Below are 24835 nucleotides of genomic sequence, written 5' to 3' on the forward strand. Positions count from 1 at the left end.
GTAATCGTCAGTTCCGATAAATCATTGCCGGTTCTGACCATTTATCAATCTGTTTTATAAATCTCATATGACAATGGAAGGCAACGTCAGGTGGTCACAAAATGAAATTAAAATCTTCGTTATCATATCTTTCGATAGTCATCGGAAGCACACTTTCACTATCGGCACATGCCGATATTATTCTTTCACAATATGTTGAAGGCTCAGGATTAAACAAAGCTATCGAGATTGCCAATACCGGAGATGCATCGGTTTCTCTGGACGGCTATGCTCTGGCAAAATCAACCAACGGCAGCGGAGCGTGGGAAAACCAGCTTCCTCTTGATGGGCGGACAATTCCGGCTCACGGCGTATTTGTGATTGCCAATAGTCAGGCCAGTAGTGAAATTCTGGCCCTGAGCAATGAAACCGACAATACCGTCGTGAACTTTAACGGTAACGATCCGATTGCTCTGCTGTTAAACGGTTCCGAACATGACGTGATCGGTGCAATGGGCGGCAGTTATTTTGCCAAAGATGTGACCTTATCCCGGCTGGCTGACAGCCTCACGCCGTCATCCACCTATATTGCTGCGCAATGGACAACCGCTGCGGCCAATAATATTGACGGGCTCGGTTCTCTGGACAGTACGGTTTCAACATTTACCTGTGAAGGTGAATCCTTTACACCGATTCAGGAAATTCAGGGCGAAGGCAGCCGTTCTCCGCTTCTCAGCGGCTCAGCCAATACAACCGACGGCGAATACGCGGTTCAGGGTGTCGTCAGCGCAGTCACAACCGGGCTGACCAAAGGATTCTACCTTCAGGCGCTGGAGAATGACTACAACGACAATACATCTGAAGGTCTCTTTATTTATACTGGTCAGTCAGCTTCTGACTTACAGCCCGGAGATGTCGTCTGTGCCAAAGGAAAAGTCAGTGAATATTATAATCTGACCGAACTGCTGGCCGACAACCGTCAATGGGTTAAGCTCGGAGAGCAGGCTGCGCCACAGGCAACCGACATTGTCCCTCTCGAGTCTGATGACAATTTTGCCCAGACGCTGGAACGCTACGAAGGCATGCTGGTCAATCTGCCACAGAATCTGGATATGCGGGTCACCCGGACATTCAGTTACGACTATGACGCCAGACGCAACAATATGGTACTGGCTCAGGGCCGCCTGAATACCCAGCCGAACCAGAATTTTGCCGCAGGTTCCGAACAGGCCAGACAGCAAAGTGAAGAAAACGCACAGCACCGTCTGTTTATTGAGTCGGACCAAGTCGCAGATAATGGTGCCATCCCTTACTATCCTCAATTCGGCCGCAGCGACATTGATCAGGATGGTTCTACCGAAGATTATATCCGGGTCAATGACACTCTCAGCGGTGCCGAAGGTGTTCTGACCTACAGTTACGGTGATTATCGTCTGATTATGACCAACACTCTGACTCAGGATAACTTTGTTCACAACTCACCCCGCCAGTCAGCACCACAATTACAGCAAGGTAACCTGCGTATTGCGACCTTTAACGTGCTGAACTATTTCAATTCACCGTTTGGTGGCGATGCAAATCCTTATGGAAGTAATCGTGGTGCCAAAAGTGACGCTGAGTTTGAAATCCAGCAGGAAAAAATTGTACGTGCCATCCTGAAACTGGATGCCGACATTATTGGTCTGATGGAAATTGAAAATAACGGCTTCGGTGATGGCGGCGCGATTCATCAGTTGGTTGAACAGCTCAACCTGAATATTGCCGAACCGGAAAACCGCTACCACTATGTTGCCATCGATAGCAATCAGGATGGTGAAATCGATGCCCGTGATACCGTTGGCACCGATGCAATTACCACCGGCATCATCTATCGTAGTCAGGCTGTCACACTGGCAACGCCACGTGTTATTCACATGCCATCCCAGCAGGCACCGGAAGTGTTTGATAAAGACGGCAATATGATTGAAGACGGTAAGAACTACCAGCGGGAAACACTGGCACCGACCTTTAAAGTCCGCGCCAACTCAGGAAAAGAGCAAGAGCTTACTGTTGCTGTGAACCACTTTAAATCCAAAGGCTCAACCTGCTGGGAAGATGCTGCCGCTGTTGCAGATGGCGGACAAGGCCAGCAGGATGCGGATTTCCAGGGATCATGTGAAAACTTCCGGGTCGCTGCTGCCGTAGCTTTGGGAGAAGCGTTAAAAGAGATCCCCGGACATCAGGTTATCCTCGGCGATCTGAATGCCTATGGTAAAGAAGATCCACTGTTGGTTCTGACCGACTACACACCGGAGAAATACGGAAAAACCATCCATGCGGCAAGAAACACCGTCATCAACGGAGAAACTCAGTTTGGTGATCAGGGTGCCGACATCACGCACGGATATGGTTATCTCAGTGCTCTGAATATGATCCATCCGGACAACTGGAGCTACTCGTACAATGATGAGGTTGGTTCTTTAGACCATATTCTGATTAGCCCGAGCCTGAAAACGTATGTTGTCGATGCAACAGACTGGCATATCAACGCGGCTGAATCACCGCTGTTTGACTACACAAACAAATATAAAGGTGATCTGCCCAGATACCACGATCAATATCGTGCTTCAGACCACGATCCAGCCGTACTGGAACTGGAAATGGGTGGTTCTGTCGGCGGTATGTTGCTGGTTTCCTTATTCGGACTACTGGCAATCAGACGTAAAGCATAATCACACCGAAAATCAGGGGACAATCAGTCCCCTGATACTGCAAACCGACTCACTCTCTTTCCCCCAAACCGCACAATTATTCCTCAATTGCTGAACGTGATTCATCAATCAGAAATTGGTCAGCATTCTGTCAAACATAAGAATTTGGTCACACCTTCACTGATTTGCATTTGATCCTGAATTCTGAGTTTGTATGTTATTAGCTGAATCGATTCAGTAAACCATAACTCAGTAACAATAAGCTGTAGTTCAACACAATAACAATGAAACCAATAACCAAGGATCAAACGTCATGAAGATTAAACCACTCGTCGCCGCCCTCATCATCGCTGCCCCCGGTCTGGTTAATGCCGCAGAATTCGTGCTGACCGATGCCACAACCAATATTGATGTCGGTGCGTGGAAAGTCACCAATAAAGATCTGGGTATTCAACAACCGTTCTCTATCGAAAAACGTCAGTTACACGGTGGTAAGCAAGCCGGAGTCGAAACACTGATCATCAATAACGGAGAGCTGGAAATTACCTTAGTTCCGACCCGTGGCATGGGAATATTTAATGTCAAAAGAGACGGGAAACGGATTCTCGGCTGGGATTCTCCGGTCAAAGAAATCGTCAATCCGGCCTTTATCGATCTGGAAAGCCGCAACGGTCTGGGCTGGCTGGATGGTTTCAATGAGATGATGGTTCGCTGTGGTTATGAATGGACCGGACACCCGGGTGTCGATGATAACGGGCAACTGCTCAGTCTGCATGGCCGTCTTCAGAATACCCCGGCTTCAACAGTCAAAATCACCATTGATGATAAGGAACCTTATACCATTACGGTTCAAGGTGAAGTCTCTGAAAGAACCTTTAAAAAAGCAGAACTGGTCACGCTTACTTCGTTTTCAGTCACTCCCGGCAGCAATCAGTTTGCCGTCCATGACACGTTAACCAACAAAGCCGATTACGAAGACGAGTATCAAATCATTTATCACTCCAATTTTGGTCGTCCGATACTGGAAAAAGGCGCAAAAATTACCGCCGCAGCCAGCGAAATTTCACCGTTTAACGATTACGCGAAAAAAGGTCTGCAAGACTGGCAAACTTATCTCGGCCCGACCAAGGGATATGATGAGATGGTTTATAACCTGAAACCGATCGGAGACAAACAGGGCAATACGCTCGCCGTCCTACATAACCAAGCCGGTAATCAGGGCGTTTCCGTCGGCTATAACATCAAACAACTACCGGTACTGACCATCTGGAAAAACACCGACACGCTGCAACAGGGTTATGTCACTGGTATCGAACCGGGAACCAGCTACGCCTACAACACCAAGTATCAACACCCACTGGGACTGGTACCAAAAATCGAACCCGGCGCTTCCAGACATTTTGACGTCACTTACACAGTGCTGCGCAATATCAAAGAAGTGAATCAGGCACTGGCAACCGTGGCCGACATTCAGGGCAACACGCCCGTCAAGCAGGTTAAAAAACCACTGGTTGATTTAACGAAAGTTCACTAAAAGCGGGATCTTGCTTGTCCCCTCAATCGTATGGTGTTTGTGTGGATTGAGGGGACGAGCTGGAGAAATGTGGTATTCATACAAGGAAAATCCACCTGCGTGCAAAACTGGAATCTGACGCTGTCTCAGCTCAGTATCCACTTTGAAGGCCGACTCACCCCATACCTGGATTTATAAAAGTGGGCGTGACACAGAATAATAAACAGTCTCGCTAAAAATGTATCCGGATTTTATTGACCACTACACTAATTACTATAATCCCTGAATGGAATATCATCAGTTAACGCCTGACCGGGTGTGGTTAACCATTGCCACAACTGTTCTTGCGTTAAAACCCCCATTCCCACACGAAGCAGTGCTTCACCTAAATCATGGCTTTCTACAACACTTAGTCGTCCACAAGCAATAATTACCGACGGTACACTAGGATCTACGCCTGGGTGACATAATGTAGAGCAAAAGGTATGCCCGTAACCGTGAATTTCAGAAGCAGCCAAAACCTCGGTCGAGCTATTATAATCAACCAGTTTGAATAGCCACCGACTTGATAGACACCTTTTAGTTAGACAAAATGACTAACAGAGAGGTGCTTATGAGCAGCAAAAGATATCCAGAAGAATTTAAAATTGAAGCGGTAAAACAGGTCACGGAAAAAGGTCATAGTGTGGCTGATGTTGCCAACCGCTTAGGGACGACTACCCACAGCCTTTATGCTTGGGTGAAGCGCTACGGTCCCGACTCCTCCCAACACCAAGCTCAATCTGATGAAAGTGCCGAAATTCGCAGGCTTCGAAAAGAACTGCAAAGAGTCACCGAAGAGCGGGATATACTAAAAAAAGCCGCGGTGTACTTCGCAAGCCAGTCCGACTGAGGTACGCCTTCATCAAAGCCAATCAGTCTATTTGGCCTGTTCGACGGATGTGTAAAATCCTTGGGGTTCATCCCAGTGGTTATTATGCCTGGTTAAAACACCCTGACAGCAAACAAGAGAAACGGCGTAAATATCTTCTCGGGCTTATCAAACAGTTTTGGTTGGAATCAGGCGGGGTTTATGGCTATCGAAAGATATACAGTGACCTACGAGATGAAGGTGAATCCTGTGGGATCAATCAAGTGTATCGCTTGATGAAGCGAGAAGGCTTACAGTCACAACGCGGATATCGTAAACCCAGAGCTAAAGCAGGTACTGAGCATGTCATTTCGGCAAACAAATTAGCCAGAGAGTTCAATCCAACGGCTCCAAATCAATCATGGGTAACCGATATTACCTATATAAAAACACATGAAGGTTGGTTGTATCTTGCCGTTGTTGTTGATCTTTTTTCTAGAAGAGTGATTGGCTGGTCGATGAAAAGTCGAATAACTAAAGAGTTGGTTTTGGATGCGCTTTTAATGGCTATATGGCGACGTTCTCCAATCCAAAAGGTACTTGTACATTCCGATCAAGGTAGCCAGTATACAAGTCACGACTGGAACAAGTTCTTAAAGCAACATGGACTAGAAGCCAGTATGAGCCGTCGAGGTAATTGTCACGATAATGCTGTGGCAGAAAGCTTTTTCCAGCTACTGAAAAGAGAAAGAATCAAACGCAAAATCTACTCCACACGGGGAGATGCTCGCATGGATATCTTTGAATACATAGAGATGTTCTACAACGTGAAGCGCAGGCATGGTTCCAATAATCAATTGTCACCTGTAGAGTATGAGAAGCAATATGAGAGAAGACTAACTAGTGTCTACTGACTCGGTGGCTATTCATTTTATCGCCTTGTTTTGACTTCAATTCCAAAACAATTTCTGGAGAATTAAGTAATTTCAAGAGGTAATCAGGCGCACCAGTCTTGGTTTTGTCGTCCAGCTTTTCAAACTGAATGCCAAGAGTTGTTAACAACTCTTCGAACGCAACCTCAAACTCACCGCCCCTTTTGTCATAATAATTATGAAATAGCTGATTTAATGAATACCGGCTTGCTCTTTCAATTTGTCTTTCGGATGCCTTTTGTCTTTGGCTTACCTTCCAATCACGACACGCATCTCGCAACCAATTCGCCTTATTATGTGGGGTTGGCTTTACTTTTTGAAATGCCGTTAAACGAGCTAGATCGGCTTCTGGCGTTCCAAGCATTAATTGCTCAGGCGAATGATAGCCAAGATTTCGTAAGGCAAGTATTTCTATACGACTTAATCTAAAATTTTGTACATTTTCAATTTTAGATAAAGATGTCATCCAAAGAATATCGTCAGGCAACCCTTCGCTAATTCTGTAACTTAATCGGCGAATTGCCCTTGGTAATTGACGTAATTGGTTTAAAAGTTGTTCGTCATTCCTAAGAGCTAGCGGTCTGTTAAGAACGGGTACTCTAGAATCTGTTGCTGACATTATAATTGATGAAAGCCCTTGCATAGCCCAGACTAAATTCCTAAACATTTCGTTTAGCATTCCGGCGGTTAAACTAGGCAAACTGCCTTCTAAGGCTCTCAATTCTGTACCAGAAATCCAGTCTAGTGTTAACTTTGCACCATTTGTTGGGGACACATCGGCCTGCCACATACTCTCATATAAATCACCAACATGAGCAGAAGGATCAATGATGGCTTGCTTTCCCAAAGGCCACGGTAAAAACCGAGTAGGCTGCTGACCATTAAAAGCCTTAAATTCCGGGCTGGCAAAACAAGAAGATGCAATTAAAAACGCAAATTTATCATCATCCCTACTTTGCTCATCATTAGATAAGCAAGTAGTGAGAACTTGAACTTTTTGAATGCAATAGTTTAATAAATTAATACCAGTGTCAGGCAATAATCCACTGAATGCTATTGCTTTTCCAAGAGGGGTCACAATTAAATTGCCGCCAGATGTTTCAAGCAAAAGTCCTTTTTGGTACAACGAACTAACCCCAATTTTCAGAGTTTCAGGCCAAGTAGAAAAGTTTGCGTTATTGTTATCTTGCTCCCTTAATCCGCTTAACGTAGAGCAGATTAAGTGGATTAAACTATCTCTAGAGGTGCAAAGCCCAGAAGCAATTAATTGTAAGGATAATTGCTCAAATCTTGATGGTGTAATTCTGCTTTCTAAAGAAAGTAGCTTCCCTAAATTCAAATACTGTCTAGCGGCAAAAGTATCCCCCGGGCTTCGGGAAAAAAATATCACTCGACCCACTTCATGCTCAAACCCCATCCTACCAACACGGCCGGACATATTGTGAAACTCTGCTTGGTCTATAGGAACATATTGGCGCATATTAGCGTTCCACCGTTTCCAGTCCGCAAAAACAGCTGCACCGAGTGGAAAATTAACACCTGCTGCTAATGTTGACGTAGCAAAAACAACATCTAACTTATTTTCTATTAAGCGACGTTCTACAACTTCTCTCTCTTCATCGGTTAAATCAGCACTATGAGAACCTACGTGGTGTTCGATAACTTGTGAAAGAAATTGGTTTGCAGATGTTTCAGGAAGATCTTCAAATGCTAATGAAAGTTGTCCTTGAGGTGGATTCAAGTAATTATCTACAAATGACTTCGCTAAATCATATGTATCCTGTTTTTTCATACAAAAAACTATTATGGGGACAGGCGGGGAAGGTTCTTTGAGTAACGTAGCAACCGCCGATAGTGGTGATAAATCAGCCCCTACCGGTAGCGGAATGTTCTCAATTATTTCATCCGGGTTGGCTGTATTACAGACCCCCATTCCATTGGAGTTCCAACACTCGTAACTTAGGTGTTTTTCTCTTGTATGTGACACTACTAGCGATACATCTAACCAGTTGGCTAACATAGCAGAGTCTTTTTCTTCCAAAACAGCAGATAACCCTACAAATTGCTTCCATCCCGCGTTTTTAAGTAGCGTGAGCAATACCTCAACGCTTTGCCCCCTGTGTAAGTCGCCTAATAATTGAATTTCATCGCAAACAACTACAGTGTTTCTCATATCTGTTGGAATACCAGATGCAGAAAGTAAGGCTAGATATTTTTCGTAAGTTGCCACTAATACTCGTGAACTTAAGGGGTCTCTAGGCAGATTTCCTTCGGCATCCTCCACATAGTCCCCTGTAGCTATAACAAGTGACGATTTATCACCTTCCAGTAAAGTAGGTAGTAAGAGAGACTTAAAATCTTCAAACTTTTGTTTTGCCAGAGCCCTATGAGTTACCAAATATACAGTAAAGCACCCCGTTTCAACCCCATTAGCCAAACCCCAAAGTGCAATTTGCGTCTTCCCGGTTGATGTTGGCGATACTGTTAAAACACTTTCTCCACGCCCTACACCTGCTTCTAATGCTGCAAATTGCGCATCACTGAGCGAATACTGTTCATCTTCTTTAAAAACCAAGTGTTCCAACGCAAGATCTGATAAACCATGCTCTTCAGGCAGTTCAAACTTCATTGTTATATTCTCTTTGTTATCTTGTACTGAAATTCAAAAAGGCGTTCAAGGAAGTATCTAGGGTCTTTGTAAGCTTTCACATAATTTACGAACTTCCGCTTAGGGCCTTTGAATAATCAATCAGTTGATGTCCGTTGGGGCGACAGCGCATACTCGGGTGGTACCGTATAACGTGTAGTCCAATTGCCGACTACTGGCGATAATTTGGGGAACCAAAATTCGTGACAGTACGAGGTCAATTGGAACGCCCTGTTAGCTTTCATTTCACACAGCCCACACATCTAACCTAACTATATTAAAAGCGATATATTCACCTATTAAACTTTCATCGCTTATCTCAAATGGCTCATTTATTTGAACGCTACCGCACGAAACAACAACCGGATCAACGGACTTTATGAATCCATAGGCTTTGTAACTCCATCCGCCAGTACAAGACAATTCTTCTATACAATCTGGATTGCCATCAAATATCTGCTCAAAAGTTTCATCTTCATCATCAATCCCAACTGAAAGCTCAACATCAATAATCTCACCCTCAGTCACAGCCTTTTGATACCCGATACAATCCATAGCCTCATATACTTTACCTTCGATTTCGAGGTATGTTGGCAACCCTTCTTCATCCGCTACTTTTATTATCTTTGCTATCATATGTAGAAATTACCACCTGAAAGCTAACGCCTTGCTCATCGGGCCACCGAAGCAGAGCATTTTTTGTGATAAAGTGATCGTAGCGAGCCACAAAAAATGCGGAACGAAGGTGGGTCCGGTGCAGCAATTTGTTATGTGCGTGGCTGTAGACCAAACCTCTTAAAGTGGCTTAACGTTAGTAGCACAAGGACCTTTTTGACCTTGCCCCACTACATATTCAACTTTCTGACCATCCCTAAGTGATTTACGACCGCTAGCCTGTATTTCTGAGTGATGAACAAACAAATCTTTGCTGCCATCATCAGGTGTAATAAATCCGAATCCTTTATCGTCATTGAACCACTTAACTGTACCTTTACTCATGCTCTCTATATTCTCTATTTGGGTGAGTTTTAAATTACCAGTATCGCTATCACCATTACGAAACTAGTATTTTGAATCGATCGCCATAGTTCTCGGACACATAACAGTATCTTTTAATCAGATACTGTCTGCATAAGTCTGGCAGAAAACACCGAATTCAGGCCCATATCAATTTGTTTTATCTCACAAAACCATATGAAAAAAGTGACAATTACAGACCGTGTCTATCTAACTCTTCATACAAAACTAAATACATAGTCGACCATGAATCACAATAGATCAACAAATGATAAGAGAAACGCATCCAAAACCTATAGAACTAAAATAAGGACACCCGCCCTAATCAATCTCTCATCATCATGCAATCAGTCTGACCATTGATGACCAACAAAGTTGAACTCACTCGGAATAAGCTGTTGAATCGGTTTCCTATCTCGCCTCAGTCCACCACGATAAGACGCACGTTTCATCATCCCGAGAGTATCCATGACAACTGCCCGCTCACAACTGATTTGCCCCGAGGTCACGCCCTACTATCACATCGTCTCCCGCTGTGTCCGCCGCTCATTTTTATGTGGTTACGATAGTTATAGTGGTAAATCCTATGAGCATCGCCGTGACTGGGTGGAATCGCGTATATTCACATTAGCTTCTATTTACTGTATTGGAATCTGCTCTCATGCAGTGATGAGTAACCATTACCATATGGTCGTCTATATCGATAAAAAGAAAGCTATCTCTCTTTCTGACCATGAGGTCATTGAACGATGGGGACAAGAGCATCAACTCCCCCGGCTCATTCAGCGTCTTCTCGCCGGCCAGCTGATTTCTCAAGCTGAACGTGATTCCTGCACCGAACTCATTGATACCTGGCGTCACCGCCTGTATTCCCTCAGTTGTTTTATGCAAGAGCTCAATTACGAGATTGCCGTCCGCGCTAACAAAGAAGACCAGTGCAAAGGGCGATTCTGGGAAGGACGGTTTAAATCTCAGGCTTTACTCGATGAGAAGGCCCTGTTAGCAGCAATGGCCTATGTTGACCTCAATCCGGTCAGGGCGAACATGGCTGACACACCCGAGCAGTCTGAGTACACTTCGATTAAAGCCCGACTGACCTCACTGGAGCAAGGAAAAACCGAAACCCACGGTTTAGTGAATTTCATCGGCTACGAACATCAGGATAAACCCCAAGGCATTCCTTTCCGGCTGATGGATTATATCGAATTGGTCGACTGGGTCGGGCGGCAAATCAGGGAAGATAAACGGGGCTATATTAACCAACGCCTGCCCAATATTCTCATGCGGTTGTCCCTACCTCAGCAGGAATGCCTCAAACTCTGCACCGAGCTGGAAAAGAAACCCAGGCTCTGGATTGGCTCAGCTAAACGGCTTAATCTCGCGAAACAACAGCTCAAAAAGCAGAGAATCCTCGGGATTCATATTTCCTGAACAATACTGTTCAATATCAATTCACTTTCTGACATTCGTCATCCATTCAAACCGATGATTCATCTTTATCGGCCCGCAAAACTGCTCTTAATCATTTAATAACCCGACATAAAATCGAGCAAAAAAATAGCTCACCTCAAGAGCTAGCTTAGAAAAAACAGAACGACTTCAACCTCTGAACGAATCTACTCCTAAGGTGCGTGTCCTGTTTCTCCTCTGAACAAACCCACTCCTGAGGTGCGTGTCCTGTTTCTGTTTCTCTTTCTCTGTTTCTCTTTCTGTTTCTCTTCTTTCTTGACCGCTACACAGTAATTTTTAAGTTAGCAGCTTCGGGTTTCACATTAAGCCAGGTTTGGTAGCCATAAAGCGATCTCTGGCGCTATACAGATAATTAGTGCTGCCATGCACATTAACAGAAAGAACGGAAATGAAGCTTTCGCAACCTGACCTATTTTTTCACCAGTGAGTCCCTGTAAAACAAATAAATTAAAACCTACGGGCGGAGTAATTTGCCCCAGCTCCACCATAATCACTAAAAAGACACCAAACCATAAAGGATCAAAGCCAGCCTGAATAACGATCGGAAGCGTAATCGGTAAGCTCATAACCGTAATAGATATTCCATCTAAAAACAGGCCTAACACGATATAAAACAAAGCCAATGCAATCAGTAACATTGCCGGAGTAAACTGCTTTTCTGCAATCCAACTTGCTAGTTCTGACGGTAAATGTAAGTATCCCATTGCTGTTGAAAGCATCGCGGCACTCACCATAATACTGCACACCATTGTGGAACTCTGAATGGTCGCTATCAGTGAGGACACAATGACGTTTTTATCTAATTGTTTTTCTATTAATAACAGTAACAACGTTGCAAACACACCTACAGCCGCAGCTTCAGACGGTGTAGCGATGCCAGAATAAATTGCGCCAAGTACAACAACGATTAATAGGAATATAGGGAATAGATAACCTAAGCTTTGATAAATAGTAATATCACAAGTTGTTTCTTTAGGTGCCAGATGAGGCCGAATAGAAGCACATATCATCAAGTATCCGGAGTACAGAAAAGCAATTAAAAACCCCGGTAAAATGCCAGCCATAAATAACTTGCTAATAGAAACTTCAGCCTGAATACCATAAACAATCATGACGATTGACGGTGGTATCAACAGCCCCAAACTACCAGCCCCAGCCAAAGAACCAATCGACAGTTGGCGATCATAGCCACGTTGTTTCAGCTCTGAAGTTGTAATTTTACCAATCGTTGCCGTTGTTGCCGAACTTGAACCACTTACCGCAGCGAACAATGCACAGCCCACAACATTTGTGTGTAAAATTCCTCCGGGAATAATACGAGTCCATGGTTCCAGTCCTTTAAACAAGCGATTCGAGATGTCAGAGCGGAAAATCAGTTCTCCCATAAATATAAACAACGGAATTGCAGATAGTTCCCAGGAATTGCCTGCCCGAAACAAAATTCGACTTAGAATTAACCCAACTCGTTCTATAGGCATACCGGCAAAAACAACCAATGATGAAAACGCAACAATGGCCAATCCTGCAAAAACCCAAAGACCTGAACCTAAAACAACAAATAAAATAGCTATCACACCTAAAGACGTAAAGAGTATATCCATATTAACGTTCTCCATAGCTATTGGGTTTGTGATACATAAACAGAGAGATTGATCGTGCTATTAGAGTGAGACAAAGAACAAAGATACCGATTAAGACAAGCCCTTGTGGAATCCAAAGAGGGGTAGCTGCAAGTGATTGGCTAGTGGTGCCTCTAATAAAATTTCGTGATACCGTCGTCCACCAAATAAAACCTACCCAACTAAAGAAAACCGCGGCAATGGCTGATGTAACAAAATCCAACAACCAACGTTTACGTTCCGGAATACGATCTATGATCGCGTTCACACGAATTAGAGAACCTTGCTCTAGACTGTAACCCAGAGCAAGAAAAGTCATCGTGGCAACCGCATAACCAACAAATTCATCCAATACATATGTCGACATACCAAACAAGCGTAAAACAATCTCCAGTAGGATATGACATAAAATATAAATAATCAGAAATGCAGCAATACCAAGAGAAATTTTATTTATCCATTGAGATGTACGAATTAATAAGTTCATTACATTCTCCTATTCTTTACGTCGATTAAATTCCTCGATAATGGACTGTCCCCGCTCCCCTGTTTCATCAAGCCATGAGCTTAAAGTTGGTTTAGCTGCTTCTTGTAAATACGACAAAAAACTGTCCGGTAATTTCTGAAGTATGGTTACTTTATTTGACTCAAGCTGCGCATAATTATCCTTAACCCGGCTACGAACGGTTTTCCAGTTGTGTTCGTCGGTTATTTTAGCTGCAGACAATAATGCATCCTGATCTTCTTTACTAAGGGCATCAAATTCATCTTTATTCATGTGAACCATATTTAAAGGAATCGCATATTGAATGGCACTGTAAGAATTGAGATGCTCCCAAAAACGTGCACTTGCCCCTGCATCCGCTGAAGTGAGAACGGCATTTATACCACCTGTGGAAAGCTGAGGTACAACATCCGCCCAAGACAAATTAACGGGTGCGGCTTTGGCATTCCTAAATGTCAATGTCCCATTTTTGTCATATGTGCGAATTTTTAACCCATTCAGTGCGGATGAACTATCGACCGGTGCCGTGGACCAAATACCACTTGCAGGCCAGGGAGAAGCGTACAACAATATTTCATTGCTCTTCTCAAATACCTCTTGGTAATAAGGCTTTGCAATATGGTATAGCAGCTCTGCCTGGTCTTCATTGGTAACTAAAAAAGGTAGAGAAGATAGTAAGAACAAAGGATCTATACCAGCCATACTACCTGCCAGAGTATCAGCCAGAGGGACTGCATTGTCTGAGACGGCATAAAAATGGTCAATAGATTTAAATCCTAAAGAGCCGCCAGTATGTAATGTAATATTAACATCGCCTTTTGTTAGTTTGTTAACTTGATCTATAAAAAACATATCACCCTGAGCGTGAATCGATTGAGTATTATATTCATTTGAAAAATCGAGATTAACTTTTGCATGAGCAGGTGAACTAATGGCATATAACAGTACTAATACTGAAGTAAGGTTCTTTAATAACATCCGTGTTTTCCTTCCTTAATGTGATCTTCATCAACCAGTATAAAAAGAGATCTAGACACTGATAGTCTGATAACGACATGGTATTCATATAAAACGACGGTATTCGTTCTAGCACTCGTACTCACTAAGATCACGGACGCGCTCGTGACTTCTTCTTCAGCAAATAGCTCACGGATTGTAGAAAGAAGCGGATTAACCACCGCAGGACATTTTCTTATGGTCTTCCACAACATCAAATACGCCACCAAAATCAACCAGTGACCTCACTCGCAAAACAACTGCTTCACAAGTATTAGAAAAGTATGAGATTTCACCAGACCACTCGCGCTTTACGGCGCTGTCACTCGCCAGCAAACCAGACACCACTTACTCTGCACTGGCACCGACAGAATTCGGTGCCGGGATTGGAACACCGTTAAAACCACAGACGCAAACCCGCTAATCAGGAGGAAACGATGTCCAAACCCCTTAATCTTGGTCTACACCTGACCGCCCGTGAATATCTTACTCATTTACTGATCACCAATACTGATGCAGATGAAAATGAGCTACGGGAAATATTGCTTTATCTCAATAACTTGCTCACGCTGGATGAAATTAATTTGCGTAGAGATGGTGTTGGAGAAATATAGAAAACTGTCCATAGGAGAGAATGATTTCTCTCCTTATTTTTATGAGTCATTCTGTTGGCAGGTAGACATAAATTTTCTTTTGTCTTTCTCGAAAAACAGTATGAGGTCAGTTGCTGCGACTTGTTATACCGCTCCATCCCAGCTAAAATGACCTCATAAAAGACCATTTAAAGGACCATTAAAATGACCACTAGAATCCTAGCTGATGTTGCTGCAAGCATTACTGAATTAAAAGCTAATCCAATGAAAGTTGCGGCCAGTGCCTATGGTCAACCTGTCGCTGTTCTTAACCGTAATGAACCAGCTTTTTATTGTGTTCCTGCTGAAACTTATGAAATGATGATGGATAAGCTTGAAGATCTAGAACTACTAAATATCGCAAGAGAACGCGAATCAGAAGAAAGTATTTCGGTAAACCTTGATGATTTATAAGCTAAATTTTAAAAAATCTGCCCTTAAAGAATGGAAGAAACTCGGTTCTACTTTACAGGAGCAATTTAAGAAAAAATTAGCAGAGAGATTAACTAACCCTCATGTGCCAGCTTCAAAGTTATCCGGAGCTGACAACATGTACAAAATCAAACTCCGCCAATCAGGTTATCGCTTAGTTTACAAAGTCGAAGACGACATCATCGTAGTTACCGTTTTAGCTGTAGGAAAACGTGAACGAAGCGATACTTATCATAAGGCAATGAAACGCTTGGATTGATTGACTGCGGTATAACACCTAATTCAATGGTGCATAAACACTGATATTACAACCTCAACTACTCTGTTTCTGTCCCGTTGAGCCGCCGATTTTTAAGTCGAGTTGGAAGTTCTTAATTATTCTTTCGTCTATACAACTACGCAAAAACTTGTTCATTGGTTCCATGTCATTACTTGCATAAAAATCTAACATTAAGGTGTTAAATTCTTGCTGACGCTTAGCCGGAACATTAATAATTGGGAAACCACAGGAAAGCAGAATTCCATTCATCATAAAACGACCGGTTCGTTTATTTACATCCCAGAAAAACTGAACTCTCGCCATTTGTAGAAATGCAGTAATTGCCCGATCATAGATATCTTCATATGACTCAACTAAAGACTGGACTTCATCCCACTTTTCATCCAGTTCTTGTGGTGCCGGAGGTTCGTACTCCGATCCGGTAATTGATACATAACCTGAACGAAATTTCCCCCACTCTAAAGCTTCCTCTTCACCTGCAATATTGTGTAATAACAGAGCGGTTTCTTTATTAAAAAAGAACTCACCTGAATCGACTAACTCAAAAATTCGCATCCAGGTTTTAGCTTGATTCATCGCCATATTTTGATCGCTGATACGATGTCCACCCACCGTGATTCCGTCCAAAATAGTCTGAACTTCAGGGAGTGTCATCGCCACCCCTTCTAAGTTAACGGCATCATAAACTAACGCCGGTACATCTCTTTTAGCTAACTGTTTTGCGAGAGGAATATTCGGTTTCATTCCCCATTTGGATTCAGTGAACATATTTGACTAACTCGCTCATACAATATGCTCAAAAGTATACACCTTTTAATAAATCACTGGAAAACTCAAATTCAGGATAAATCGTCTAACGAATGATAGGATTCCCGTTCTAAACCACCTCGTGCCATACGTTACATTCATCCATTGAAGTTTCTTGTTATAAGCAAGATACCAATGTTACAACATCTCTTCTTCACCAGACATCAACCATGCACTGTTATGCTGCTTAAAACCAATTTTTGGATAATATTCAGTTGCTTGTGGTGCTGATAGCAAAATCAGATTACAACCTTTCTTTAGACTAGCAAAAGTCTGTCGGATCAATTCTTTGCCAATTCCTTTTGACTGAATCTGCTCTGATACTGCCAGATCAGATAAGTAACAGCAGTAATGAAAATCTGTCACTGAACGAGCAATACCGACAAGTCGCTCGCCAATCCAAGCTGAAACAAGCAAATCAGCATGTGTCAGCATCCCGCTGATATATTCGTGATTATCCGTCGGGCGTCTTGCTCCAAGTGTTGTCTGATTTAACAGTTCAACGAACTGTTCAGTCGTAATTGGACGATTGACAAAATACTCAACTTCCATTTTTATTTTCCTTTAGAGCCCAAAGTTCAACTTGATTATAACTTTCACTCAAATGGCGGTACACAGTGTCGTCCAGTTTTAAGTTTTGTTATATAACTGTTTTACAAAATGCTGAAATCAACTTCAGGTAGCGATTCAAAACCTGGCTTAGCGAAGAAATAGCCCTGCATCAAATCTATGCCAATATCTCGTAAACAACACATCTCTTCTCTCGTTTCGATGCCTTCAGCGAGAGGCGTTATTTTTAGTTCTCTGAACATAGTGATAATGTTTTTAACGATGATTTGGCGTACCGGATCTTTATCTATGTTACGAATCAACTCCATATCTAACTTCGCAATGTCAGTTTGAAAATCAGCGAGCAGATTCAGGCCTGAGTATCCTGAACCAAAATCATCAATAGCAGTTTTGAATCCTAGGTTTCTATAATATTCAACAATATTTTTAATATGTTGATTATCATTGACTTTCTCAACCTCAGTAAATTCAAACATGATTTGATGAATTGGAAAATTATATTCTCTGGCTGCTGCTAAGGTTGTTCTGATGCAGCGGTCAGGGCGATAAACAGCATTCGGTAGAAAATTAATACTAACCATTGTTTGAATGTTCAGTCTCGACGCCAGAGCAATCGCTTTGACCCGACATAATTGGTCAAAGCGATATCGGTTATCGTTATTCATCTGTGAGATAACAGAATATGCAGATTCATTATTAAGGCCTCGAACTAATGCTTCATAGCCAAAAATAGTTTTAGAAGAACATTGGATGATTGGCTGAAATGCCATAGAAAAATCAAACCCAAGATCTACGGATTCTAGACATTGTTTACATGACGATCCTGATTTATCCATTGGCGCTCACGATGCTTAATTGATGTAGTATCTATCTGAATTTATAGGATAGTTGTTGACCAACGGTCAAGCAAACTGCGCAAGAGAATTATCTGAGGCAGATACAGTTTACTTTATTTAGTAGCAGAAAAGCCCGTCAGGGCTTTTCTTTATCCGGTGAAAAACACGGACAACTATTTTCCATGTTTCTCCGCAACCATGTCAGTAATACAGGTAATCACATGGTTACTGGCTTTTTCAGCGTCGCCGACCACACTCACCAGATTTTTCAGCACACCATCATCTGCGAGCCAGTCCTGATTCACCAGCTCCATGGCCTGATGGATATTCTGATGAACAATTTTGTGATAGCTTTCCAGACGACGATAAGATGGCAGATGGTTAAAGGATGTATAGCCTTCACCTTCATAATACCATTTGCCCAGCCGACAGTTATGATGGTCAACCCGGGCCGCTTCCGCTTCATTGCCTTCACCCTGACTTTCCAGCGCAATGTAACCATTTTGCATGTAAATCACATGATCCAGTTTGATCAGAGAAGCGAAAGAAAAGTCCTTCGCCTGATTCATCAGAGAAATCGTCTGTTGTGATGCATTGGCAACCCGATCAAAGTTGGTATGGAAATTCACCACTTCATCACCGACACCTTTCATCTGTTTTCCTACTTCCAGTGTCTGCGAGACCATTTCTTCAATCGGGCCGGTCAGTGAATTGATAATGTCACTGATATCTGCCGTTGACGTTCGGGTGCGATCCGCCAGCGAGCGGACTTCGTCAGCAACCACGGCAAAACCGCGTCCGACATCACCGGCGCGGGCTGCCTCAATTGCAGCGTTCAGCGCCAGCAGGTTGGTCTGCTCGGCAATATCGGTAATCACCTTGATCGTATCCGCAATCCGTACACTCTCTTTGCCCAGAATCTGAGCCGTTTCTTCCATACTGGACATCCGGACATTGACATCATCCAGTGCCTGACGAATTTCCCGGACCACTTCCCGGCTCTGCTCGGCTCCGTCACGGCTTTCTGTGGCAATGCCAAGCACATCATCCATCTTATGCGACAGCGTCACCAGCTCTTGCTGATTATTACGCAGATTGACAATCAGATTTGAAGTATTCAGATGGTGTAATTCACTTTTTAAGCGATTCTGCCGCGAGAAAACATGCGCCTTCTGCATCGAATCGATCGCTTCATTAATATTACGCATCGTTTCGGCAAACTCACCGGGAAGTCCGTCGACCAGCCCCCGACGGTGGAACTCTCCTTTACTGGTGCGCTGAAAGCTGTTCGACAACTCTTTAAAATTGGTTTCGACAATATCCAGAAAGTCGTTCAGTGCCCATGCCACATGACCGATTTCTCCCAGTCCTTTGGTATTGGTAATCCGGATATGGACATTCCCCTTTCTGGCTTCTTCCAGCGCTCCGCGGATCCGTTCCAGCACCGCCAGCGGCTGAAGATGATCCCAGTAGGCGTAGCTGGCAAAAACGATGGTAAACAAAGGTAAGACGGTATTGAAAAAATTGAATCCGTGATCATAAATATTGGCGACCGACAGCCCGAATATAACCAGCACAAATACCGAACAGATGATCAGAAATTTCTGGCGCAGAAACAGAATATTTCTGCTGACCTGACTGGTACTATCCATCATACACTCCTTTTAATCTGAACGATGTTTCTGGTAGAGGTCGATAATGTACTCTTCGTAACTCACCTGATAATCCTTATCAACCTGCTCAGTCAGCCATGTCCAGGATGCTTCCGGCGCACGTTGCCGTTCTGTACTCTGCTCCAGCTCACGCATTTTCTGATAGATGCCTTCAATGACCTGAACCGCGCCCTTCGGAGCAACCCGGCGTACTGAGTAGTAACCGAGAGTGTTACCGTTAAACCGATCCGGGGTGACATTGGCAAACACCCAATAGTAATTTTTATCCGATGTATAGTTCTTCACAAAGCCAAAGAACTCTTCTCCCGACTTCAGAGAATGCCATAAACCGTAGAAAACGCCCCGGGGCATAGTAGGATGACGAATGATACTGTGGTTCTGACCGAGAAGCCCGGCTTCTGCATAATTGGCAACTCGCATGAATGTCCGATTTGCATAAGTAATTTTCCCCTGCAAATCTGTTTTGGTAATGATGAGCTCACTCTTGTCGAATGATACTTCCCTTTCTGCTGCAGCCATACCTCTCCCTGAACAATTGATAAGTATCTCTAAGAAACTATATGCTATGGGTGAAATATGGCAAAACTGATCTCTTGATATATATCACCTTTTTGCGATTCATCTCCTCTGTACCAAAACAGGAAAATAACCGGAGCAGGAAAATAAACCGTGCCTATTGCATCCCGGACCGATTGCGATAAACTGCCACGGACATCTACACTGCCAGACGTGTATTTCGATTTGTCCTAATTATCAATCAGAACAGAGGTATCCCATGTCAGAAAATCAAATCACCATCCTCGACGGCGGCATGAGCCGGGAACTGGAACGTCTCGGCGCACCTTTCCGTCAACCCGAATGGTCTGCCCTTGCCTTGATTGAAACTCCGGAAATTGTCCGTCAGGCACATGAGTTATTTATTCGTAACGGCTCAGAAGTGATTACCACCAACAGCTACGCGCTGGTCCCATTCCATATCGGTGAGACACGCTTTAAAAATGAAGCGCTGCCTTTGGCACACAAGGCCGGAGAAATGGCCCGTCAGGCTGTTGAAGCAACTCAGACCGGTGCTCAGGTGGCCGGTTCTCTTCCGCCCCTGTTCGGCTCTTACCGCCCGGATTTATATCAGGCGGATCAGGTCGATGAAATTGCAGCCCCGCTCATTCAGGGACTTGCACCTTCGGTTGATCTCTGGCTGATCGAAACACAAAGCCTGATTGCTGAAGCCACGGCAATTAAAAGCGCGATTGATCGCTTTACCGACCAGCCGAAACCGGTCTGGGTTTCTTTCACACTGGAAGATTCAGAGCCCGTTTCGCAACCGTCTATCCGTTCAGGAGAAACTGTAAAAGAAGCGGTTCAGGCAATGGCCGAACAAAATGTTCAGGCTATTCTGTTCAACTGCTGTCAGCCGGAAACCATCGAAGATGCACTCCACGTTGCCCGCACTACGCTGGCAGAACTGGGTAAAGATGACATCCGGCTCGGAGCTTATGCCAATGCGTTTGCTCCGCAGAAAAAAGATGCCGCAGCCAATGAAGAGATTGATGAAGTCAGAGCTGATCTGACACCACCGGCTTATGTCGCATGGGCTGAGAAGTGGCGCAGTCAGGGAGCTTCGCTGATTGGCGGCTGCTGTGGTATCGGTGCGGAACATATTGCCGAACTCAGTCAGCACCTGAAGTAGCAGGCAAATATGACAGACAACGGAAAAATCGGACTGGGAGCTCTCACCGCGCTGGTGTTCAGCTCCATGGTCGGGGCAGGTATTTTCAGTTTACCGCAGAATATGGCGGAGGTTGCCGGCGTCGATGCCATCATCACCGGTTGGTTGATCACTGGTGTCGGCATCTTACTTTTAGCCGGTTGTTTCCTTCATCTTTCCCGGCTGGTTCCGGAAATGGATGGTGGTATTTACACATACGCCCGGGCTGGATTTGGCGATCTGTTTGGTTTTCTGTCTGCCTGGGGATATTGGTTGTGTGCAACGATTGGTGTGGTCGGGTATCTGGTGGTGGCCTTCGCTGCTATCGGCGCATTTACCGATTCGCCGGAGCAGATATGGTTTGGTGACGGCAACACGCTGGCAGCCTTCGTTGGTGAATCTGTGATTCTATGGCTGGTACATGCGCTGGTTCTGCGGGGCGTCAAACAAGCAGCGTTAATCAATCTGCTGGGAACACTGGCAAAAAGCCTGCCTCTGTTACTGTTTATTGCTCTGGCTTACTGGTACTTTGATCCTCAGATATTTGCGACGAACCGGACTACCCAATCTTTACCGACACCTTTCATGGAGCAGGTCAAAAATACCATGCTTATTACTTTGTGGGTTTTCACCGGTATTGAAGGAGCAATTATTCTTTCCGTCCGGGCCAGAAAACGGCATGACATTGGTAAAGCAACCTGTCTCGGAGTGATTTTTGCGCTGGTGCTGTACGTTGCCATCACACTCCTTTCTCTGGGAATCATGGTCCGGCCCGATGTTGCGGCACTGCCGAATCCATCGATGTCTGGCCTGATGGCACACATGACCGGTATGCCCGGAAAAGTCATCATGAGCTGCGGACTGATTATCTCCGTACTGGCATCTTATCTGAGCTGGATTCTCTATTCTGCCGAGGTTCCGTGTACAGCTGCCGAATACGGCGCATTTCCACAGGTTTTCCGGGTCAAAAACCGTCACGGCACTTCACAGGCTTCCCTGTTGATGACCAGTATCACGGTACAACTGTGTCTGGTGCTGATCCTGTGGACCGGAAAAAGCTATAACACGCTGGTTCTCATCTCAACGTCAATGATTCTGATCCCTTACTTTCTGGTGGCTGCCTACCTGGTCAAACTCGCTTATCAGACTCAAGCCTCACTTGCGATTAAGCTGACTGGCATCGGTGCCAGTATTTACGGATTGTGGCTAATCTATGCTGCCGGAATAGAATCCCTGTTGCTGTCGACCACACTTTATATTCCCGGTTTGCTAATCTATTTTACAACCCGAAAACGTCAGACCAGAACCTACGCTTCATAATGGATTCAGCGCCTGTGCGCTGAATCTGTTCTTCTTCCTACTTTTCTGTATTCTTCTGCTCTCTTCCCGTGCTCTTGATGCATCAAGTCTATAAAACGATCAATCATGCACGAACAGGCTGCGATATCATGCGATCATGCAGAATCATCTTTATTTCAGTCAAACGACAATAATTATTAATCCATATCAATGTTCCGCCCAAGTGAATCACGCAATATTGAGCACTCTATAAGTTACATAACCAGAAAATGACACTCAGTAGACGTTAGTTCATCCCTTTCAACGATAGGACGCCTATGTTTCGTTACTATAAAAATAAGAGTATCAACACCCAGCTTCGGGTGATTATGCTCCTTTGCTTAATGATTTCTTTTTCAGCAATTGCATTACTCGTTTACAGAAATGCTGCGGGTATTCTTTTGAACTCAACACTCACAGAGCACCACTCAAAAGTGGAGGGCATCGCCAAATCTATATCACAGCAATTTTTTACTTATCTCGAAACTGGCAAAACACTGGAATCGACCTTTCAGCACAGTTATCTGAAAGGATTGACGTGGCATAACCAGTCCGTTGATTTCCGGGGAAATGCGGTTGCAGATGTCACAATCAACGGACAGAGCCTGATCGGCTCAACTGAAATCGTCGATCAGTTCACTCGGGATACGGGAGCTGTCGCAACATTGTTCCTACCCTCAGGCAATGACTGGCTACGGGTTTCTACATCTCTGAAAAATGCACAGGGTGAAAGAGCTGTTGGTACAATGCTGGGCCTGTCTCATCCGGGATATGATCAGCTGAGCCGTGGAGAGCCTTATTACGATCAGGTGAAACTATTCGGAACCCGCTACCTCACCTACTACAATCCGATCAAAAATAACCGTCAGCAGGTGGTTGCCATTTCATTTATCGGTGTACCAGTTGAAGAAGCTACCGCGACACTATTACGCAATCTGAATAGCGTAACGTGGGGGAAAACCGGAACCACGATGGTTGTCGATGATCATAAAAGTTCCCAGGGGAAATACCTGCTTGGTGGCGAAAATAGTCAGGCAGACTCCATTCTTGAAGAAAAAGATGCTGCCGGAAACTCAGTCTTTCACGATATTTTCCAGAATAATGATGGTTTGATCCGCTACCGCCAACAAAGTGATGACAACGCCCGTGAACGATATCTCGTTTATACAGAAGTACCGGGCTGGAAATGGAAATTGCTTGGAGGAACCTACATTGATGAAATCACTCAGGAAAGTCAGGAACTGTTAAAACTGATTGTGCTGATTTCATCTCTGGTTGGCGGTGCCACATTTGTTGTGATTGCCCTGTTTCTGAACTACACCATCAAGCCTTTGATCAATTTAAGCGATATTATGGAACGGTTGGGACAAGGGGAAATCAGCCTGAAGGTTGAATCCGGCACGAAGGAAACCCGCAATGAAATGGTCCGCCTGTCCAACAGTGTTGCAGCTATGCTGGCTAAGTTGAATCATCTGGTGGGAAACATCCGTTCAACCAGCGATCAGGTTCAGCATCAGTCTGCCAGCGTACTGAGCGATGCCAATACGGGACTAACCCAGTCTGAACGCCAGCATGAGCAGGTCGATCAGGTTGTCACTGCAATTGAAGAGATGGCGACCTCCGCCAAGGATGTCGCAATGCAGGTTGAGGCTATTGCAGATAACGTCCGGGAAGCCAATCAGAACACACAGTCAGGTCTGAGTCTGGTTGAAAGTGTCTGTGTAGACGTTGCCCAGCTTAATGATCAATTGGTACAGTCCTCTCAGGCAATTGTTCAGGTCAGAACCGACAGCGAAAGCATTCAGTCCGTGACTGAAATGATCGATGCCATTGCTGAACAAACCAATCTGCTGGCACTGAATGCCGCGATTGAAGCGGCCCGGGCCGGAGAACAGGGACGCGGCTTTGCCGTGGTCGCCGATGAAGTCCGGACTCTGGCTCACCGGACACAGACATCAGTGCAGGATGTTGTCACCATTATCGATAAACTCCGGGATTCAACCCAGAATGCTGTCCAGTTGATGCAGCATAGTCAGCATTATGCTGACGATATGCTCAGCAAATCTCAGGAAGCCGGTGCGTCACTTGAAACTATCGCTGATCAGATCCATTCCATCGCATCTCAGGCCGAAACGATTGCAACGACAGCGGAACAGCAGGCACAGGTATCCGAAGATGTTGCACAAAGTGCTTCACAAATCAGCCAGTTGAATCAACAAGGACAACAAACCAATGCCAAGACAGCTGAGAGTGCTTCATCTCTGCAAGATCTGGCAAATCATCTGAAAACTCAGGTTGATTTCTTTCATTAACATGAAGCCATCTGTTGTTATAAGTGCATAAT

At 44.4% G+C, this 24835-nt stretch carries 21 protein-coding genes; 10 read left to right on the forward strand and 11 right to left on the reverse strand.

Translation table 11 applies throughout. The features are described from left to right. Positions 1–101 precede the first annotated feature (101 nt). From OCU74_RS20280 to OCU74_RS20290, 3 genes are all read left to right on the forward strand, one after another. Complete coding sequence (locus OCU74_RS20280; RefSeq protein ID WP_087483035.1) at positions 102–2690, forward strand: ExeM/NucH family extracellular endonuclease; 2589 nt, start codon at positions 102–104, stop codon at positions 2688–2690. Between the two features lie 292 nt (positions 2691–2982). After that, positions 2983–4203 (forward strand): aldose 1-epimerase family protein, encoded by a 1221-nt coding sequence (locus OCU74_RS20285; RefSeq protein ID WP_087483034.1) that lies wholly within the window; start codon positions 2983–2985, stop codon positions 4201–4203. A 592-nt stretch (positions 4204–4795) separates the two neighbouring features. After that, positions 4796–5946 (forward strand): IS3 family transposase gene (locus tag OCU74_RS20290; RefSeq protein ID WP_087483081.1). Its coding sequence is split into 2 segments (ribosomal slippage): positions 4796–5033 and positions 5033–5946, totalling 1152 coding nucleotides; the frame shifts between segments, so codons are not numbered across the junction. Here the strand turns inward: OCU74_RS20290 and OCU74_RS20295 are convergent. The 3 genes from OCU74_RS20295 to OCU74_RS20305 form a co-directional block, all read right to left on the reverse strand. Continuing rightward, complete coding sequence (locus tag OCU74_RS20295) at positions 5933–8593, reverse strand: DEAD/DEAH box helicase (protein WP_087482943.1); 2661 nt, start codon at positions 8591–8593, stop codon at positions 5933–5935. The two genes, OCU74_RS20290 and OCU74_RS20295, sit on opposite strands and share 14 nt — an antisense overlap. Positions 8594–8857: 264 nt before the next feature. Continuing rightward, positions 8858–9247, reverse strand: coding sequence for a hypothetical protein (locus OCU74_RS20300; RefSeq protein WP_087482942.1), 390 nt, complete (start codon positions 9245–9247; stop codon positions 8858–8860). 159 nt (positions 9248–9406) lie between these two features. Continuing rightward, positions 9407–9610: a cold-shock protein gene (locus OCU74_RS20305; protein WP_087482941.1), complete on the reverse strand. Its 204-nt coding sequence runs from the start codon at positions 9608–9610 to the stop codon at positions 9407–9409. A gap of 486 nt (positions 9611–10096) precedes the next feature. Between OCU74_RS20305 and OCU74_RS20310 the strand changes: the two genes are divergently transcribed. Beyond that, the gene (locus OCU74_RS20310; RefSeq protein WP_087482940.1) at positions 10097–11059 is read left to right on the forward strand and encodes a transposase; all 963 of its coding nucleotides are present in this window, start codon (positions 10097–10099) and stop codon (positions 11057–11059) included. 341 nt (positions 11060–11400) lie between these two features. Here the strand turns inward: OCU74_RS20310 and OCU74_RS20315 are convergent, their stop codons facing one another. From OCU74_RS20315 to OCU74_RS20325, 3 genes are read right to left on the reverse strand one after another with little or no spacing between them, the layout of a single operon-like run. After that, the gene (locus OCU74_RS20315; protein WP_087482939.1) at positions 11401–12699 is read right to left on the reverse strand and encodes a TRAP transporter large permease; all 1299 of its coding nucleotides are present in this window, start codon (positions 12697–12699) and stop codon (positions 11401–11403) included. Between the two features lies 1 nt (position 12700). After that, a complete protein-coding gene (locus tag OCU74_RS20320) occupies positions 12701–13204 on the reverse strand; it encodes a TRAP transporter small permease subunit (RefSeq protein ID WP_087482938.1) in 504 nt (167 codons plus the stop codon). A 9-nt stretch (positions 13205–13213) separates the two neighbouring features. After that, entirely contained in the window at positions 13214–14200 is a 987-nt protein-coding gene (locus tag OCU74_RS20325) for a TRAP transporter substrate-binding protein (RefSeq protein WP_087482937.1), read from the reverse strand. Positions 14201–14655: 455 nt separating this feature from the next. Between OCU74_RS20325 and OCU74_RS20330 the strand changes: the two genes are divergently transcribed. From OCU74_RS20330 to OCU74_RS20340, 3 genes are all read left to right on the forward strand, one after another. Next, a complete protein-coding gene (locus OCU74_RS20330; RefSeq protein WP_159457482.1) occupies positions 14656–14832 on the forward strand; it encodes a hypothetical protein in 177 nt (58 codons plus the stop codon). A gap of 183 nt (positions 14833–15015) precedes the next feature. Next, the gene (locus tag OCU74_RS20335; RefSeq protein ID WP_087482936.1) at positions 15016–15264 is read left to right on the forward strand and encodes a type II toxin-antitoxin system Phd/YefM family antitoxin; all 249 of its coding nucleotides are present in this window, start codon (positions 15016–15018) and stop codon (positions 15262–15264) included. Beyond that, positions 15254–15541 (forward strand): type II toxin-antitoxin system RelE family toxin, encoded by a 288-nt coding sequence (locus OCU74_RS20340; RefSeq protein WP_087482935.1) that lies wholly within the window; start codon positions 15254–15256, stop codon positions 15539–15541. The genes OCU74_RS20335 and OCU74_RS20340 overlap by 11 nt, the downstream gene beginning before the upstream one ends. A gap of 54 nt (positions 15542–15595) precedes the next feature. Here OCU74_RS20340 and OCU74_RS20345 read toward each other — a convergent pair whose 3' ends face one another. From OCU74_RS20345 to OCU74_RS20365, 5 genes are all read right to left on the reverse strand, one after another. Next, positions 15596–16330 (reverse strand): Fic family protein, encoded by a 735-nt coding sequence (locus tag OCU74_RS20345; protein WP_200807797.1) that lies wholly within the window; start codon positions 16328–16330, stop codon positions 15596–15598. A 177-nt stretch (positions 16331–16507) separates the two neighbouring features. Then, positions 16508–16921, reverse strand: coding sequence for a GNAT family N-acetyltransferase (locus OCU74_RS20350; RefSeq protein WP_087482934.1), 414 nt, complete (start codon positions 16919–16921; stop codon positions 16508–16510). Between the two features lie 101 nt (positions 16922–17022). Beyond that, positions 17023–17775: an EAL domain-containing protein gene (locus OCU74_RS20355; protein WP_087482933.1), complete on the reverse strand. Its 753-nt coding sequence runs from the start codon at positions 17773–17775 to the stop codon at positions 17023–17025. A 173-nt stretch (positions 17776–17948) separates the two neighbouring features. After that, entirely contained in the window at positions 17949–19430 is a 1482-nt protein-coding gene (locus OCU74_RS20360; protein WP_087482932.1) for a methyl-accepting chemotaxis protein, read from the reverse strand. Between the two features lie 9 nt (positions 19431–19439). Then, the gene (locus tag OCU74_RS20365; protein WP_087482931.1) at positions 19440–19967 is read right to left on the reverse strand and encodes a PAS domain-containing protein; all 528 of its coding nucleotides are present in this window, start codon (positions 19965–19967) and stop codon (positions 19440–19442) included. Positions 19968–20223: 256 nt separating this feature from the next. Here OCU74_RS20365 and OCU74_RS20370 point away from each other — a divergent pair, with 256 nt between their 5' ends. From OCU74_RS20370 to OCU74_RS20380, 3 genes are all read left to right on the forward strand, one after another. Continuing rightward, entirely contained in the window at positions 20224–21135 is a 912-nt protein-coding gene (locus OCU74_RS20370; protein ID WP_200807796.1) for a homocysteine S-methyltransferase family protein, read from the forward strand. A gap of 9 nt (positions 21136–21144) precedes the next feature. After that, the gene (locus OCU74_RS20375) at positions 21145–22473 is read left to right on the forward strand and encodes a basic amino acid/polyamine antiporter (protein WP_087482930.1); all 1329 of its coding nucleotides are present in this window, start codon (positions 21145–21147) and stop codon (positions 22471–22473) included. A gap of 296 nt (positions 22474–22769) precedes the next feature. Next, a complete protein-coding gene (locus OCU74_RS20380; protein ID WP_087482929.1) occupies positions 22770–24803 on the forward strand; it encodes a methyl-accepting chemotaxis protein in 2034 nt (677 codons plus the stop codon). Positions 24804–24835: the final 32 nt, after the last annotated feature.

This window comes from Vibrio mangrovi (assembly GCF_024346955.1).
GTDB classification, from domain to species: domain Bacteria; phylum Pseudomonadota; class Gammaproteobacteria; order Enterobacterales; family Vibrionaceae; genus Vibrio; species Vibrio mangrovi.

Excerpts from the sequence above, each read along its gene's own strand:
- OCU74_RS20280 (WP_087483035.1), top strand. The coding sequence starts at position 102 with ATGAAATTAAAATCTTCGTTATCATATCTTTCGATAGTCATCGGAAGC.
- OCU74_RS20285 (WP_087483034.1), top strand. The coding sequence starts at position 2,983 with ATGAAGATTAAACCACTCGTCGCCGCCCTCATCATCGCTGCCCCCGGT.
- OCU74_RS20295 (WP_087482943.1), bottom strand. The coding sequence starts at position 8,593 with ATGAAGTTTGAACTGCCTGAAGAGCATGGTTTATCAGATCTTGCGTTG.
- OCU74_RS20300 (WP_087482942.1), bottom strand. The coding sequence starts at position 9,247 with ATGATAGCAAAGATAATAAAAGTAGCGGATGAAGAAGGGTTGCCAACA.
- OCU74_RS20305 (WP_087482941.1), bottom strand. The coding sequence starts at position 9,610 with ATGAGTAAAGGTACAGTTAAGTGGTTCAATGACGATAAAGGATTCGGA.
- OCU74_RS20310 (WP_087482940.1), top strand. The coding sequence starts at position 10,097 with ATGACAACTGCCCGCTCACAACTGATTTGCCCCGAGGTCACGCCCTAC.
- OCU74_RS20315 (WP_087482939.1), bottom strand. The coding sequence starts at position 12,699 with ATGGATATACTCTTTACGTCTTTAGGTGTGATAGCTATTTTATTTGTT.
- OCU74_RS20320 (WP_087482938.1), bottom strand. The coding sequence starts at position 13,204 with ATGAACTTATTAATTCGTACATCTCAATGGATAAATAAAATTTCTCTT.
- OCU74_RS20325 (WP_087482937.1), bottom strand. The coding sequence starts at position 14,200 with ATGTTATTAAAGAACCTTACTTCAGTATTAGTACTGTTATATGCCATT.
- OCU74_RS20330 (WP_159457482.1), top strand. The coding sequence starts at position 14,656 with ATGTCCAAACCCCTTAATCTTGGTCTACACCTGACCGCCCGTGAATAT.
- OCU74_RS20335 (WP_087482936.1), top strand. The coding sequence starts at position 15,016 with ATGACCACTAGAATCCTAGCTGATGTTGCTGCAAGCATTACTGAATTA.
- OCU74_RS20340 (WP_087482935.1), top strand. The coding sequence starts at position 15,254 with ATGATTTATAAGCTAAATTTTAAAAAATCTGCCCTTAAAGAATGGAAG.
- OCU74_RS20345 (WP_200807797.1), bottom strand. The coding sequence starts at position 16,330 with ATGTTCACTGAATCCAAATGGGGAATGAAACCGAATATTCCTCTCGCA.
- OCU74_RS20350 (WP_087482934.1), bottom strand. The coding sequence starts at position 16,921 with ATGGAAGTTGAGTATTTTGTCAATCGTCCAATTACGACTGAACAGTTC.
- OCU74_RS20355 (WP_087482933.1), bottom strand. The coding sequence starts at position 17,775 with ATGGATAAATCAGGATCGTCATGTAAACAATGTCTAGAATCCGTAGAT.
- OCU74_RS20360 (WP_087482932.1), bottom strand. The coding sequence starts at position 19,430 with ATGATGGATAGTACCAGTCAGGTCAGCAGAAATATTCTGTTTCTGCGC.
- OCU74_RS20365 (WP_087482931.1), bottom strand. The coding sequence starts at position 19,967 with ATGGCTGCAGCAGAAAGGGAAGTATCATTCGACAAGAGTGAGCTCATC.
- OCU74_RS20370 (WP_200807796.1), top strand. The coding sequence starts at position 20,224 with ATGTCAGAAAATCAAATCACCATCCTCGACGGCGGCATGAGCCGGGAA.
- OCU74_RS20375 (WP_087482930.1), top strand. The coding sequence starts at position 21,145 with ATGACAGACAACGGAAAAATCGGACTGGGAGCTCTCACCGCGCTGGTG.
- OCU74_RS20380 (WP_087482929.1), top strand. The coding sequence starts at position 22,770 with ATGTTTCGTTACTATAAAAATAAGAGTATCAACACCCAGCTTCGGGTG.